We start from the raw sequence: 14,939 nt of genomic DNA, 5'->3' as shown, positions 1-14,939 counted from the left end.
GCGTCCTCGATCGACAACGGTGAAGCCGGCCGGTCGCCCGTCCGGGGTGAGGGCCCACGGATCGTAACCACACGACGTGGACCGTCCAGGACCAGACACGTCACCCGCTCCGGACAGCGCCCGGAGTCTTTCCCCCGACGTGCGCAGCGAGCGCATCGCGGCCGAACCTCGGTGGTGCGGCGGCGTTATTTCGGCCCGGTGCCCTTGAGGTAGCGCAGGACCGCGGTGACGCGCCGGTCGGCCCGGTCGTCGGGTGCGAGGTCGAGCTTCGCGAAGATGCTGCGGATGTGCTTGTGCACCCCGCCCTCGGTGATGACGAGCCGCTCGGCGATGGCGGTGTTGCCCAGCCCTTCGGCCATGAGCGCGAGCACGTCCCGCTCCCGGGGGCTCAGCCGGCCCAGCGCGCTGGTGTGCGGGTTGCGGGCCAGCAGTTGGCCCACCACCTCGGGGTCGACGGCCGTGCCACCGCCCGCCACCCGGTGCAGCGCGCTCAGGAACTCCTCGACCCGTCCCACCCGCTCCTTCAGCAGGTAGCCGAGCCCGTCGGCGCCGGCGGCGAGCAGTTCGGTGGCGAACGCCTGCTCCACGTACGCCGAGAGCACGAGCACCGCGAGGCCGGGTCGGCGGCGGCGTGCCTCGACGGCCGCCACGATTCCCTCGTCGGTGTGGGTGGGCGGCATCCGCACGTCGACGATGGCGACGTCCGGCTCGTGCTCGGCCACCGCCGCCAGGAACGATCCCGGCGTGTCGGTGGTGGCCACCACGTCGAGCGACTCGGCGCGCAGCAGCAGCGCCAACCCCTCGCGCAGCAGCGGGTCGTCCTCCGCGATCACGATCCGCACGGCAGCTCCACCCGCATCGTCGTGGGCCCGCCGGGCGGGCTGTCCAGGGTGAGGCGACCGTCGTACGCCTCGACCCGCCGGCGGATGCCGGACAGGCCCGACCCGCCGCGCTCGTCCGCGCCGCCCCGGCCGTCGTCGCCGATCCTCAGCAGCAGCCGGTCGCCCTTCCGGCCCACCTCCACCACGGCGCTCGCGGCGCCGCTGTGCTTGGCCACGTTGGAGAGGGCTTCGGCCACCACGAAGTACGCGGTGGCCTCGACCGAGGCGGCGCACCGGCCCGGCACGTCCACCACCACCTCGCACGGCACGCCGCAGCTGCCCGCGAGGCCGGCCAGGGCGCCGGCGAGCCCGCGGTCGGCCAGCACCGGGGGCAGGATGCCGCGGACCACCGCGCGCAGCTCGGCGAGCGCCTGCTCGGCGGCGTCCTGCGCCCGGTCCAGCACGGCGCCGGCCGCGGCCGGGTCCCGGTCCACGGCCCGCCGCGCGGCGCCGAGCAGCACCGTCACGGCGACCAGCCGGTTCTGCGTGCCGTCGTGCAGCGACCGCTCGATGCGGCGCAGCTCGGCGGCGTGCGCGTCGAGAGCGGCGGCGCGGGTGGCGGTCAGCTCGACGACCCGCAGCGAGAGGTCCGCGCCCGCGGGCGGCGCCAGCAGGTGCCGGCCCGGCCACTCCTGCGCCCGGACGAGCACTGGCGCCAGCCCGACGACGAAGACGCCGCAGAACACGCCGGTCAGTGCCACGACCAACGCGCCGGTCAGATCGGTGACGTCCCAGAAGATGTCCCAGAAGATGAAACTGGGGGTGTTGTCCACGGGCGGCAGCAGGCGGTACCAGAACGGGTACGTCGTGTTCTGCAACATCGTGACCGGCATCGCGAGCCCGAGGAACCCCGCCGCCAGACCGACCGTGGCGTGCAGCGGCAGCCAGGCCAGCTCACGCCGCACGGTCACGTCCCGCAGCGCGGCGAACACCTGCCGCGGCACCGGGCCGGGGGCGAGGACACCGAGCCGGGCCCGTTCCCGGTTCGCGACCGCCCGCACCACGCGCAGGGCGGAGGGCACCAGGACAACGCCGACACCGACGCAGCTGAGCAGCGCGACCACGCCGGACCAGACCAGGACGGTCAACGCGAGCAGCGCTGTGCCGAGGCCGCCGACCAAGCGCGCGACAGCGTCCAATGACGCCGGCAGGCGCTTCCGCACCTGTGCCATGTCACCCCCCTCCGAACCTTAACCGATCAGCAGAACCCCGTGGTGCACGCGAATCGAGCTGCCCGTCGTGGCCTGCCCGGCTGGACGACGGCCTCGTGGTGCCACCACCACTCCGGTTGTCCAGTGGGCTGGATTGTCCACCGAGGTGGAGATGAGCAGCCTCGATCCCGTCGGTCATCGCAGGACCGACGTCCGTGCAACCCGGGAGTTGTCTGCTTTGTTCACGTCCTCTTCTCAGCGAGATCGGTCCTCTTCCCCGCCGCACCGCCGCGCGGTCGCCGTGACGGCGGTGGTGGCAGCCGCGGCGGGTGGCCTCGCGTTCGGCGGCCCGGTCCAGGCCGCCCAGGCCGCGCACCGCCCCGACGTGGTCCAGCAGAGCCTGGACGAGCTCGTCGGCGTCGACCGGCACCCCGGGGCGCTGACCGCCATCCGGGACCGGCACGGCCGGACCCGCCACTACACGGCCGGGGTCGGCGACCTGCGGACCGGCGGCAAGGTGCCGGTGAACGGCAGGGTGCGGATCGGCAGCGCGAGCAAGATGTTCGCCTCCGTCGTCGTGCTGCAACTCGTCGGTGAGGGCCGCGTGGAACTCGACGCGTCGATCGAGACGTACCTGCCCGGCCTGGTGCGGGGCAAGGGCGTGGACGCCACCGCCATCACGGTCCGCCACCTGCTCCAGCACAACAGCGGCCTGCCGGACTACACCGACTCGATGTTCAAGACCAAGGGCGATTTCCTGTCCTACCAGCACGTCTACCTCGAACCCCGGGAACTGCTCGACCTGGCGAACGCCAGGGAGGACGGGCGTGCCGCGGGCAGCGGTTGGTCCTACAGCAACACGAACTACCTCCTGGCCGGCCTCATCGCCCAGCGGGTCACCGGCCGCCCGTTCGACGAACTGGTGACCACCCGGATCATCCAGCGGATCGGTCTGCGCGACACGTACGCGCCCGAGGTCGGAGAAGAGGACATCCGCGGCCGACACCCCAGGGGCTACCAGCGCGACCCGGCGACCGACGAACTGGTCGACTTCACGCGGATGGACCCGAGCTGGGGTTGGGCCGCCGGTCACCTGGTCTCCACGCCGAACGACCTCACCACGTTCCTGCGCGCGCTGCTGGACGGGAAGTTGCTCGAACCCGCCCAGCTGGCCCAGATGCGCACCACCATCCCGACGGACCCGAAATCCGGGTCGGGCTACGGACTCGGCCTGTTCCGCACGCCGTTGAGCTGCGGAGGAGTCGCGTGGGGCCACGGCGGCGACATCCCGGGCTACGCGACCGCCAACGCGGCCACCGATGACGGCCGCGCGGCGACCCTGGTAGTCACCTCGCTCACCGGGTCGGTGAAGGACGAGTCCGTCGCCGCGGACCGGGGTGCGTTCGTCGACGCCGCGCTGTGCGCGAACTGACACCCGGCTGAGGTCTCGGCCCCCACGCCGTCGTCGCACCTCCGGGTGGACCCCGTCGATCGGGTCCACCCGGAGGTAGTGCCTGCTGTACCCGAGGTGTTCAGCACGGGGGATCGTGGAGCGCGGGGACGGTGGCAACACTGGGTGGGTCAGTGCGAAGCGTTCAAGGGGAGAGTGTCCTTTGTCGAATGATCTCAGTCGTCCGGCCGAAACCCGACCGGGCTCCGCGCGCCGTCGTCGCGGTGTGGCCGCCGCGGCAATGGCGGCGGTAGCGGTTGCCGGACTCACGCTGACGGACGTGGCGTCGGCCGGCGCCTCGGGTGACAGGTCGAGGCCGGGCCACGACAAGACGGTGCAGGCGGGCCTGGAGGCGCTGGTCGCCGACGGGTCGCTGCCCGGGGTGCTGATGTCGGTGCGGGACCGGAACGGGCGGGTGACGGACTACACCGCCGGGGTGGGTGATGTCCGGACGAAGTCGAAGGTGCCGACGGACGGTTACGTCCGGCTCGCCAGCATCACGAAGATGTTCACCGCAGTGGCGGTCCTGCAGCTGGCCGACGAGGGCAAGCTCGCGCTGGACGACACGGTGGAGGAGCTCCTGCCGGGCGTCGTGCGGGGCGCCGGCGACGGTGCGGCGATCGACGGTCGGACGATCACGATCAGGCAGCTGCTGAACCACACCAGCGGGATGCCCACCGGGGTCCCCTTCATGTCCAACGGGATCCTGCCGGTCAAGGACCGGTACTTCGAGACCCGGGAGATGTTGGACGCGGCGCTGACGCAAGCACCGACGTTCGCCCCGGGACAGGACAGGGTGTGGGCGTACAGCAACACCGGGTACATGCTGCTGGGCCTGGTGGCGCAGAAGGCAGCGGGACGCCCCTTCGCCGAGGTGGTCACGGACAAGATCATCAACCGGGTCGGGCTGAAGGAGACGTACTACCCGGGTCCGGGCGACCGTGACATCCGCGCCCCGCACCCCCGAGGGTACCTGCTGCCCAGGAACGACAAGGGCGAGCCGATCCCCGGTGACCTGATCGACATCACCCGGTTCGACCCGTCGATCGCCGGTGCCGCGGGGCAGATGATCGCCACCCCGAGCGACGTGAACAAGTTCCTGGTCGCCTTGCAGGACGGTCGGCTGCTCAAGCCCGCCCGGCTGGCGGAGATGCGTCAGACCGTGGACGCGCCCGGCCTCTTCGAGGGTTGGCGCTACGGTCTGGGCGTCATCGAGATGAAGCTCAGCTGCGGAATCACCGCGTACGGCCACGGCGGCGACGCCGACGGCTTCCAGACCCGCGCCGCCATCACCCCCGACGGCCGGGCGGTCACCGTCGCCGGGACGAACGACGAAGTCCACCAGTACGAGGTCATCGCCCTCTTCGACAAGGCCCTGTGCGCCACGAAGTAGCAACCCGCACGCTTGCTCCGCTCACCGGTCGGTGCGGTGGACACACCACCGCACCGACCAGTGAGACTTTGCCGAGTCAGGCAGGGCCGCGGACCCAGCCCTTGCACTGACCGGATCTCGTCCAGCAGACAATCCGCGCCGTCGTCACCGCCTCATCGGGGACCGTCGTCGAGCGCCATTGTTCGGGCGTCGATCTGCGATGAGCTGTGCTCAGTCGTCCTCCGCCGCGTCTTCGTCGACCACCTCCGCGCCGTTCCACACGAACCGGGCCGTGGTGACGGCGTCGTCACCGTCACCACCGCTGATCAACTGGTGGATCGCGATCCCGTCCAGCTCGCGATAGGTGCACCACTCGTGGTCGGAGGTGAGGACCAGGTCGAGGTCCAACGCGGACAGCAGTTCGAACACCTGACCGCGGTTGACGCTGTCGACACCGACGAAGACCTCGTCCAGCAGGATGACTCGTGGCGCTCCGGCAACGGCCTGGTAGTGGGCGGCCACGGCGGCGAACAGCGGAAGGTGCAGCGCGATCGCCTTCTCACCGCCGGACAGCGCGCCGTGGAGCTTCTTGGTCAGGGGCTGCCAGCCGGTCCCGTTCATGCGGTCGACCTTCACCACGAACCTGTGCCAGGCCGTGTAGTCGAACACCTGCCCCAGCTGCTGCTCCCAGTTGGTGGCCGTCTCGTCGCCCTTGGCCTGCTCGACCCGGTCGCGGAAGAACCGGTGCAGCGACTCGCGGTCCGCCTCGGTCAACCGCACCGGGTCCTTGAGCAGGAGGTCACGCGCCGCTTTCGTGCCCGGTGGCAGCTCGGGCGAGACCTCCCACACCAACCGCACCGCCACCTTCGACGCGGTGCGCACGCGCTCCAACCGGGCGTTCATGCCGTCGACCAGGTCGTGCGCCTGCCGGATCCGGGCGGCGAGGTGGCGGCGCGTGTCCCCCGTGAGGGTCCGGTCGAACAGCTCGCGCTCCTGCGCGGTGATGTCCTCCCGGCTACGTTCCGCGTCGGACCGCAGCAGGTCGAACAGGGCCGAAGCGCCGATCCTCACCCCGTCCACCGTCGCGGAGAAGACCTGGACGTCCTCGTCGGAGTCGAGTTCGAGGTCGGCCCGCCCGCCCAGGACCTCGCGGGAGGCGTGCACCTCCTCCGCCAGCCGGTGTGCGGCGTCGCCGAGGTTCTTCGGCGAGTGGGGCAGGGTCGGCCACGCGGCCGCGATCGACCTCGCCGCGTCCAGCGCTGCCCGGACACCGCCCGACGCCGTCAACCCCTGCCCGAACGCGGTCAGGTCGTCCAGACCGCTGTCGGCGGGCAGGCTGCCGTCCGCCAGGTGCCGGAACCGCACCGCGGCCTGGTCGCGCACCTCGGTGGCGCGGTCGCGGTCACGCGCGTCGGTGGCCCGCTGGGCGGTGAGTTCTCCCAGGCGCACGGCCAGGGTGCTGATCTCGTTCTGGTTGGCACGCGCCTCCCGCCTGACCGAGCCCAGCAGCTCGCGCAGCGCGGCGAGGTCGTCCAGCACCTGCCGGTAGTCGACGCCGATGGTGCCCTGCACGGCGTCCAGCTCGCTGTCGAGCCCGCGGGCCGCGGCTTCGGCGTCGTCCGCCTCGTCCTCGCGCTGTTCGGCGGCGAGCCGGGACCGCTGGGCCTGCTCGGCGGTCCGGTCGGCTTCACGACGTGCCGTGAGCAGAACGGCGTGCTCGTCGATCCAGGCGTCGGACGCGCTCCGGAAGGAGTCCACGGCGGTCATGACGGCGGTGAGCGCGTTCCGCTCGGCGGGCAGGCCGTGTTCGGCCGCCGTCGTGGTCAGCGCGCGCAGGGCGCGGTCCACGCGCTGCTCGACCTTCGCCAAGCCGTCCAACGAACGCCGAACCACGTCGTCGGCGCTGGAGACCGCCGAGTCAGCCCGGGTCAGGGCCTCCAGTGCGGCGTTCGCGTCGGTGTGGTCGGGCCGGGCGTTCCGGTCGGCCTCGACGTCGGACCTGCGTTCGGTCAGCGACCGCAAGGCGGCCGTGTGCGTCTCGATCAGCTCTTCCGTCGCGGCGATCCGCTCCCGCAGTTCGGTCGACCGGCGCTGCCGGGCCCGTTGCCTGGCGAACGCGCCGATGTGCGAAGCCTCGTCCTTGTGCCACGTGCCGCGCAGGGTGCCCACGCGCCAACCACCGTCGGCTCCGACGGCGACCGGGTGGGCTCCGGGCAGACCTTCCCCGTAGGCCACGCCGCCGAGCAGGCGGGCGACGACGTCGGCGGCCACGGGCGCGTCGACCTCGGGCACGAGGACGTCGGCGAGCGAGCGACCCGGAGCCGGTGGTACGGCGCCGGGCACGGCGAACGTGTCGTGTCCGGCAACCGCGCCGTCGTGGCCGACCCAGGCGTCCAGGAGCCCGGACGCCTGGAGCGCGGCCTCCACCGACGCGCGGACGTCCTCGGGCACCGCGTCGGCGAAGCGGACCAGGCGCCACAGCGGCGCGCCGGTCATCGATCCGCGATCCGCGGTGCGCGTGTGCGGCGGCTGGGGAGGCAGGTCCTCCTCGGTCAGCAGCCGGCGGACCTCGTCGCGCAAGGCATCCCGATCGCGCTCGGCGTTCGCCAGCGCCGTCCCGACCACGGTCTCTTCCCGGGTGATGGCGCCCAGCACGCGGCTCGCGGCCGCATCGATCCCGGTCAGCACGGCGGTCTCCGACGCCGCGAGGTCCGCCAGTGCCTCGGAGTCGGGGAAGGTCAGCTCACCGCAGCCCGCCACCCACGTCAGGATGGCGGTCCGGAGCGCCACGAGCGCGGCCTCGCGCCGGTCGGCGGACTCGGCCCGCCGTTCGGTGACCTCCGTCAGGGCTTCCCGTGCCTCGTCGAGCACCCGTTCCGCGTCCCGCCTGCTGTTGACCGCGGCCTCGTGCTCGTCGAGCGCGGCGCGCACGGCCTCGACCTGCCCGGCACGTGCCTGCACCGCGGCGCGCAGCAGAGCCCGCGACCGCGAGGGGTCGGCGAGGACGCGGGCGATCTCGGCGTGCACCGAGGTGAGACCGACACGGGCGGCGGCGGTCGAGGCGCCGTCGGTCAGCGCTCCCGCGGTCGCGGCCCGCGCCTCCGCGTGCCGGGCAGCGGTGTCGGCTGCTTCCGCGTCGGTCAGGGCGAGCCGGCGGTGGCGGACCGCGTCGGCGCGCCTCTTCCCCGCGGTCGTACGAGCCTCGCGCACGCGGGTCCGCAGCCGGTCGAGCTGTTCACCCTTCCGGTACGCCTCGCTGCCGGTCAGGCCCTGGATGCGGCCTTCCGTCTCGACGATGCGCTGCTCCAGCAACTCGCCGCGTTCTTCGGCCTCTTGTTTGCGCCGAGCGGCGCGGCGGTGCTCGTCCTCCGAGAGTTTCGCGGCGTCCGCGAGGTTGCCCAGCTCGGTGGTGGCGGAGATCAGCTTCGCCGCCGCGGCACGCAGCACGCGCTGCGCGTACGCGCGTTGCCTGGTTCTGAGGTGCTGCGCGGCGTCTACCTCCGCGTCGAGGCGTTTGAGCTGTTCACGCTGCCGGTCCAGGCGCTCGAAGCCCTCCGCGAGGTCGCTGATCTCCGCTTCGCCCAGCGGCGGCAGCGCCTTGGACAGCAGCGTGGACAGCAGCCCGGGGTCGAGCCGTTGCGAGAGCTTCGGCGTGCGGAGCTGGAGCAGCGCCGTGATGAGCGCGTCGTAGCGCTGCTCGCTCAGACCGGGGAACAGGGTCGAGCGCACGGCCGCCCGGTAGTCGGCCGCGTTCTGGTGCAGCGTGCCCCGGTCGCCGAGCGCGGCTTCCAGGGCCTTGCCGGTGAGGGGCGCGCTGTTCGGGTCGGTGAGGTCGAGGCCACCCGGCACGCCGATGCGCTGCCCGGTGGTGAAGTAGTCCGGGTGCACCGCGGTGGTGTGCCTGGTCGCGGCCAGCCGCGCACCGCACGAGAACCACTTGTCCGGCGAGCCGTCCGCGCCGGGGAAGCGGAACTCCAGCCACACGTACCCGACCCTGGTGGTGCCGGTCGCCCCTTCCCCCATCAGGTTCCAGTGCATCGTGCGCTCGGACGTGCCGAACGTGGAGAGCCGGTTGGCGCGCAGGTTGGCGTCGAACAGGAACGGCAGGAGCAGTTCCAGCGCCTTCGACTTGCCTGTGCCGTTGGGGCCGCGCAGCAACAACCGTCCCTTGTGGAACCTGAAGACCTCGTCGTAGTAGCGCCACACGTTCAGGATCCCGGCGCGTTCGGGCACCCACCTGGCCACCGCCTCCGGCGCGGCGCCGCTCTCCGCGCGTGGCAGTTCCGTCACCGTCATGACTCGTCCTCGACGTCGTCGACACTCGTTCGGGTCACCGCGTAGCGGGCGGCGGCGGGCCGGGCGCGCACGACACCGCCGTCGAGCCGGACGAGGCCGAACGCCGTGAGCACGTCCAGCGCGTCGGCGACCAGCCGCGTGGCCCCGTCCTCGCCGCGGTAGCCCTTGGCCCACTTGGGGAAGCGGCCTAGCAACGCGTCGGCCTCGGTGCGAAGCTGCTCGACGGCGACCGGTCCGGGCGCGGACGTGATCACGTCGAGGAGCAGCAGGGCGGCGACCTTGGCGTTGCCGGAGTCGTCGGGGAACCGGCTGTCCGTGGCCACGCCGTCCGGGTCGATCAGCATGACTCCTTCGGCACGTTCCTCCACCAGCAACCCCGCCTGATCGGCGGCCCGGCGCAGGAGCTGCCCACCGGTCGGTGACGACAGGTAGGCCAGTTCCGCGGGTGTCAGGTCGTCGCGGTGCACGACCGGGTCGTCGACCAGCTTGCGGAACACCGAGTGCCGCAGCCACAGGTTGCGCTGGACCTCGGACACCGGCTCGTCGGCATCGCCGTAACGCCGTTCGCGGGACAGCCGGGCCAGCAGCTCGGCGAAGCGCGACGGAACCTCGTCGGCGGGGACCGCGACCTGCGACGCTCCTACCGGGGTCGCCGACAGGCGCATGAGCAACGTCGCGTCCACCCGGTAGAGGACCTTCGCGTCGGCGGAGTCCGCGAACGACTCGGTGGCGCCGTCCACCACCTCGACCGCGCCGACCGACTCCAGCAGTCGCAGCACGTCGACGAACGCCATCCGCTCGGCGCGGCTGGACGTGTCGAACGGTGGCAGCACCGGGTCCGCGGCCGACGCCTGGACGACGCGGTCGGCCAGCAAGCCGACCGTGGTCACCGGCACCCCCAGCAGCTCGGCGGCCACCACGCACAGCAGGGTGTACCGGCGGCGGTCGAACGGCGCCCGCCCCGTGCGGTGCCGTCGCGCCGGGCGGGTGGGGTCGGTGGCGATCCGGACCTTGGCCAACCGCGCGTACCCCAGTCGGGGTTCGACGATCAGCGACCACCCGCAGTAGTAGTCGAACCACTTCTCGACCGGTTCGCGTCGCCTGCGCACGAGGTCGAAGGCCTCCGGTGCGGCCCCGGCGCCGATCAGCGGTGTCGCCAGCAGCAAGCGGATCGCCCGCGCGACCTCCTCGCGCTCCGCGATGACCAGCTGGTTCGCCAGGTTGCTCATCCGGTCGTCACCCCCTCGGCTGCCCGCTGCGACCCTCGTGCCGTGCGACCACCCGGCGTGCGGATCTCGACGTCGTAGTCCGGGCCGGTGAACACGCCGCGCGGCGTCCTGAGCACCGCCTGCTCGCGGTGCGCCTCCGGCGGCCTCAGCAGGATCTCCACCCGCCCGTCACCCGTGGTGGCCCGGTGAACGCCGTATCGGTCCGGTGCCACGGCCAAGGCCCGCCCGAGCAGGTCGAGCAACCGTTCGAGCACCTCGTGGTCCAACCGCCCGAACCGCGACAACCTCATGCCACCACCGGTGTCCAACCGGTCCCACGCGGCCTTCAGCGCGGACCGCTCCGCACGAGCCGACTCGGCACGCGCCGCCTTGACCGCGGCCACGTCGCGGACCCGCCCGGTGCGGCTGAACCGCTCGGTCCGCCCCGCGCTGCGCAGCAACGCCGACACCTCCACCGGTGGCGCGTCGCCCCACCGGGTGGACGACACCACGAGCTCCGGGTCGGGGTGCGCGAGGTGCGCGTGCCGGGCCGAGCCGAGCCCGAAGGCGGTCGACCACAACAGGTGCAGGTCCTCCTCCGCCGGCGCGACCGCGAACCAGCGCGCCAGCTCGCGGAAGTCGGCCGCCGCGCTGGTCGACCTGCGCCTGGACTCGGTGATCCGGTCGAGCACCTGCAACAACGCGATGATCGCGCGCCGGGCGACCACGAACAGCTGCTGCACCCTGGGCGTGCCGCCGTCCACCGGTAGGAACCACGCTCGCAACCCTTCCCACCTGGCCCGGCGCAGCTCCAGCCAGGCCACCGCCGGATCACCGCCCGAGGTGGGCGGCAGCTCGGCGCCCACCAGCGCGCGGTGGTGCAGGAGTGCCACTCCCCGTTCCTCGACCAGCCCGACCCGGTTGGCGATCGCGTGCGCCCGCTGCTCCAGGTTCGTGGTGAACTCCTGGAGGTACGCCACCGTCGCCGACTTGACCTCGCGGAACGTCTCCTGGTCGGCCCCTTCCGCCCGCAACAGGCGCTGCAACTCGCCGTTGAACTGCTTGGTGTTGCCCCGCAACGCCTCCAGGTGCCCCTCCAGCTCGACCAGCGTGCTGTAGATCCGGCGATCCGGCACACCGGGGTCGTCCAGCTGCGCGACCAGCTCCCCGAGCCGGTCGGCGATCGCGTCGAGCACCGCCGTCTGGAGCGCGCCCGTCGAGGCCAGCACGCCCATCGCGTGCACCACACCGGCCAGGGCGGCTTCACCGCGCTTGGTCAAGGAGTACTGGAGGTTGCGCCGCTCGTACTCGTCGGCGGTCCGGTAGTTCTCGGCGTGGTTCTGGGTGACGTCGAGCAGCCGCCAGTCGCGCAGGCTCCCCAGTGCTTCGGTCAGGTCCTTGTCGTCCAGCGGGTCGAGCCACCCCACCGAGCGGAGCCTCGCCCGCACGTCGTCCAGCCCGAGAGCGGTCTCCAACCGCTCGTTGGCCTCGCCGAAGGCGTGCAGGATCGCCACGTACAGCCCGGCCCGCTCACCCGTGGTGAACCGGAACATCTCCGGCGGCACGCGCATGGCCTCCACGAACACCCTCCTCCCACCGGTCGAGCACGCTACGGCAGGCCACCGACATCCCGTCCGCAATCGTCGAGCTCGTCCAACAGCCGAGCGGTGACCCGTTCCTCCGGAACCGCCAGCCCGTGCTCGCGCATCGCGTCCGCCAGCCCGCCGTCCCACGGCGCCTCGGTGACCCGCCCCACCGATGTGCCGACGCGTGCGCCACCCAGCCCCAGGAGGTAGTCGTCGGTGCCCATGCGCCACGGCACGGCGCCGGTGCGCGCCATCACGTGCGCGGCGATCCGCACACCTTCGCCGTCGAAGTCCCCGTGGTAGCGGAGGGTCGTCCCGGCGGCGGCCAGACCCCGCAGGAGCACGATCACCGCGCTGTTGGGCCAGCCCGACGTGCACACCACCGGCGGGCACGAAGGCCCGAACCGGGCCACCGCCACCGCCAGCACGCTCGGGTTCTCGAACACCCACACGTCCTGCGGTGTCACCACGAACGAGGTCGCCCGGACCTGCGCCAGCGTCAGGGCCGCGACGTGCCCCGCGTCGGCGCACACGCGCAGCACCCCTCCTCCGACACCACCCAATCGCAGGCCGGTGACCAGGACGACCGAGGACAACTCGTCCTCGACCACCCCGGCGCGCTCCCACAGCGCCCGCCGCTCCTGCGCGTCTCCCGGCAGGTCGACGCCGTAGAGCGCCGCCAGCGCCCGCAGGACCAGCCCGGCGCACCGCGTTCCCTCGTCCAGGGCGTGCGGATCGCCGAGGACGGCCTCCGCCAGCACCGGCAGCGGCACGCCCGTCGCGGGCAACGCGGCGACCACCCGCAACGCCCGGTCGAGCTCATCCCGGGTGCGGTCGACCGAACCACCGACGAGCCCGGCCCGCCGAACGGCGTCCACCCAGTCCCGCAACGCCGGCTGGGCCGTCACCGCGGAGTGCCCGGCCAGCCACGCCCACAGCTCGGAGCGGGCGCCGGTGGCGAGCGCCCGGCGCCCGGCCCGGTCATCCAGCGGACCCAGCAGTGCCACGACGACCTCACGCACCCCCGCCTGCACAGACTCCCGGAGCAACCCGTCGAGCCCGGCGACCGACACCGTCGCGTACTGGCCCGGCAGTCGATCGGCTCCCAGCAGATCGGCCACGGCCGACCGCTGCTCCTCGTCGAGGGGACCGACCTTCACCCGGCTGACCGGCCGTCCCGACGACAACCGGTCGTGCACGGCCCGCCACAGGGGCCGCAGGGCGGCGGAGTCGAGCCCGTTCAACGAACGCACGACCCCAACCCTGTCAGAGCCCACCTCCGCGGACCCCGGCCGGGACGACGTGCCCCAGCTTCAGCAGGGCCTTGCGGAACTTCGGCTCCTGGTCCGGCGGGACGGCGAGGTGGCGGTCGCCGATCAGGCGGCACAACGCGCGGGTCGCGCGGTCACGGCTGATCAACGCGGCGAGCGCGGCATCGGCGCACTCGATGACGCGGACGTGGCCGAGATCGGTCAGCTGCGAACTCCGCCGCTCGACGTCCGCGACCAGCGTGCGCAATGCGTCGGGCAGGTCGTGCTCGGTCCGCTCGGCGAGGAAGTCGACGAACTCACCGAGGTCGCGGCCGTTGTCGAGCGCCATGAGCAGGCTTGCCGCCGACACCGTCCAGACGCGTTCGGCGGTCTGCTCCGCGTGGGCGGACAGGACGAGCCGGTCCGCGGCGCCGATGTCGCCCATGGCGACGATGTCGCGGTTGGGCAGCACCTTCAGCGGCCGGGTTCCGGCAGTCGTGGGCTCGGGCGGCTGGTACGCGTCGGTCAGACCGAGGACGTAAGCGCCCAGCGCGGTGAGCCTGATCGCCACGAGTCCGTCGTAGCGGCTCAGCGCGTCCAGGTCGTCACCACCCCAGTTGTCGACGTAGTCGTCGCGCGCACCACGCGGGTCGACGTAGTCGAGGTCGATCAACCCGAGGGTGCCCGCGTACTCGAACAACACGGCCAGGGTGTAGCGACCTTCGAGGAGTTCCCAGTCGTGATGCCCCTCGTAGCCGAGGCTGCCGTACTCCTGATCGACGAGGTACAGCTTCCACAGCGCCATCTCCGTGCGGGCGATGGTGGGGCTCATGTTGCCGCGCCGCATGGCGGTGAACAGGAAGTCCACGTCGACCCACTTGTCCGGCGGGCAGGTGGCCAGGGCCTTGGCGACCATCTGTCGCCGGGTCTTGGCCGCCGTGAGCACGTTGCGCGCCTGCTGCCCCTTGATCTGCTCGACCCGGCTGAACTCGTCGATCACCGCGTGGGTGAGCCAGCGCCGCCACAGGCCCCGAACGGCCTCGGCAGACGGCTTCCCGAGCACCGCACGCCCCTTCGGGGTCAACCGAAGGCGGGTGCCGTCGAGTGTCGCCAGGCCACCAGCCTGGACCAGCAACGGCCACGCGAACGCCGCAATGGGCTCCTCGGGATAGAAGTCCCCTCCCACCAGGTGCGCGCCCACCGTGCGCACACTCGCAGCCGACGGCCGACTGGTCTTGTCACTGCACCTCACCTCCCCTGCCGCGCACAGTTCGAGCACGGCGCGCAGGTTCGCCAGGGCCTCTTCCTCGGTGCACCGCACCTGCTCCAGCGAGGAGTCCACCGGGTTCACGCCCCCCTCACCCAGCGGCGGTAGGCGTCGATCCACTGCACGCCTTCCACTGGCGGAGCAGGCAGCGGCAGATCCAGGACGGGGATGCGCTGCTTCGACTTCCCGCGCACGCAGACAGCCGCGATCTGCCCGTCATCGGTCAGGTCCACACCCGTCACGGTCACGTCCACGCCCAGCACCACCGTCTGGAACGGCACGGCGAGGTGCTCCTCGATCATGGTGTGGAAGCCCGTGACGCACTCGCTGTCGTCATAGCAGTCGACAGTCGCTTCCGCGATCAACGCGTCCAGCGCCACCCGGTTCGATCGGCTCACACCGCAAGGTTCCCACACTCGGTGATAGAACTCCCACGAGGAGTTACGACCACGTGGTCACGAGCACCGCTCACCATTGT

General features: G+C 72.3%; 10 protein-coding genes. 2 read left to right on the top strand and 8 right to left on the bottom strand.

Features of this window, described 5'->3' with window-relative positions; translation table 11 throughout:
- Positions 1-185 precede the first annotated feature (185 nt).
- Together ACQPYE_RS05655 and ACQPYE_RS05650 are read right to left on the bottom strand one after the other, a co-directional pair.
- Complete coding sequence (locus tag ACQPYE_RS05655) at positions 186-842, bottom strand: response regulator (protein ID WP_498719695.1); 657 nt, start codon at positions 840-842, stop codon at positions 186-188.
- Positions 830-2,053, bottom strand: a complete 1,224-nt coding sequence (locus tag ACQPYE_RS05650) for a sensor histidine kinase (RefSeq protein WP_498719693.1) — start codon at positions 2,051-2,053, stop codon at positions 830-832. Before ACQPYE_RS05650 ends, ACQPYE_RS05655 begins: the two co-directional genes overlap by 13 nt.
- 280 nt (positions 2,054-2,333) lie before the next feature.
- Between ACQPYE_RS05650 and ACQPYE_RS05645 the strand changes: the two genes are divergently transcribed.
- Both ACQPYE_RS05645 and ACQPYE_RS05640 read left to right on the top strand, forming a co-directional pair.
- On the top strand, positions 2,334-3,464 hold the full coding sequence (locus tag ACQPYE_RS05645) for a serine hydrolase domain-containing protein (protein WP_498719692.1): 1,131 nt from the start codon (positions 2,334-2,336) through the stop codon (positions 3,462-3,464).
- A 298-nt stretch (positions 3,465-3,762) separates the two neighbouring features.
- A complete protein-coding gene (locus ACQPYE_RS05640) occupies positions 3,763-4,875 on the top strand; it encodes a serine hydrolase domain-containing protein (RefSeq protein ID WP_498719691.1) in 1,113 nt (370 codons plus the stop codon).
- Positions 4,876-5,085: 210 nt separating this feature from the next.
- Here the strand turns inward: ACQPYE_RS05640 and ACQPYE_RS05635 are convergent, their stop codons facing one another.
- The 6 genes from ACQPYE_RS05635 to ACQPYE_RS05610 are packed head-to-tail and all read right to left on the bottom strand — an operon-like array spanning position 5,086 to position 14,859.
- Entirely contained in the window at positions 5,086-9,150 is a 4,065-nt protein-coding gene (locus ACQPYE_RS05635) for a TIGR02680 family protein (RefSeq protein WP_498719689.1), read from the bottom strand.
- On the bottom strand, positions 9,147-10,379 hold the full coding sequence (locus ACQPYE_RS05630) for a TIGR02678 family protein (RefSeq protein WP_498719687.1): 1,233 nt from the start codon (positions 10,377-10,379) through the stop codon (positions 9,147-9,149). The genes ACQPYE_RS05635 and ACQPYE_RS05630 overlap by 4 nt, the downstream gene beginning before the upstream one ends.
- Entirely contained in the window at positions 10,376-11,929 is a 1,554-nt protein-coding gene (locus tag ACQPYE_RS05625; RefSeq protein WP_498722844.1) for a TIGR02677 family protein, read from the bottom strand. Before ACQPYE_RS05625 ends, ACQPYE_RS05630 begins: the two co-directional genes overlap by 4 nt.
- 38 nt (positions 11,930-11,967) lie before the next feature.
- Positions 11,968-13,197 carry a TIGR02679 family protein gene (locus tag ACQPYE_RS05620; RefSeq protein WP_498719685.1) on the bottom strand — a complete coding sequence of 410 codons (1,230 nt, stop codon included), beginning with the start codon at positions 13,195-13,197 and terminating at the stop codon, positions 11,968-11,970.
- A 13-nt stretch (positions 13,198-13,210) separates the two neighbouring features.
- Positions 13,211-14,545: a helicase-associated domain-containing protein gene (locus tag ACQPYE_RS05615; RefSeq protein ID WP_498719682.1), complete on the bottom strand. Its 1,335-nt coding sequence runs from the start codon at positions 14,543-14,545 to the stop codon at positions 13,211-13,213.
- Positions 14,542-14,859: a hypothetical protein gene (locus tag ACQPYE_RS05610; protein ID WP_498719679.1), complete on the bottom strand. Its 318-nt coding sequence runs from the start codon at positions 14,857-14,859 to the stop codon at positions 14,542-14,544. The genes ACQPYE_RS05615 and ACQPYE_RS05610 overlap by 4 nt, the downstream gene beginning before the upstream one ends.
- Between the last annotated feature and the right edge of the window lie 80 nt (positions 14,860-14,939).

Origin of the sequence: Actinosynnema sp. CA-299493 (assembly GCF_050946825.1) — a bacterium.
Classification (GTDB): domain Bacteria; phylum Actinomycetota; class Actinomycetes; order Mycobacteriales; family Pseudonocardiaceae; genus Actinosynnema.
The sequence above is the reverse complement of the archived record's forward strand: the minus strand, read 5'-3'. Positions and strand labels throughout refer to the sequence as shown.

Bases quoted from the DNA above. Each gene is read 5' to 3' on its own strand.
- ACQPYE_RS05630 (WP_498719687.1), bottom strand. From the start codon at position 10,379: ATGAGCAACCTGGCGAACCAGCTGGTCATCGCGGAGCGCGAGGAGGTC.
- ACQPYE_RS05635 (WP_498719689.1), bottom strand. From the start codon at position 9,150: ATGACGGTGACGGAACTGCCACGCGCGGAGAGCGGCGCCGCGCCGGAG.
- ACQPYE_RS05625 (WP_498722844.1), bottom strand. From the start codon at position 11,929: ATGCGCGTGCCGCCGGAGATGTTCCGGTTCACCACGGGTGAGCGGGCC.
- ACQPYE_RS05650 (WP_498719693.1), bottom strand. From the start codon at position 2,053: ATGGCACAGGTGCGGAAGCGCCTGCCGGCGTCATTGGACGCTGTCGCG.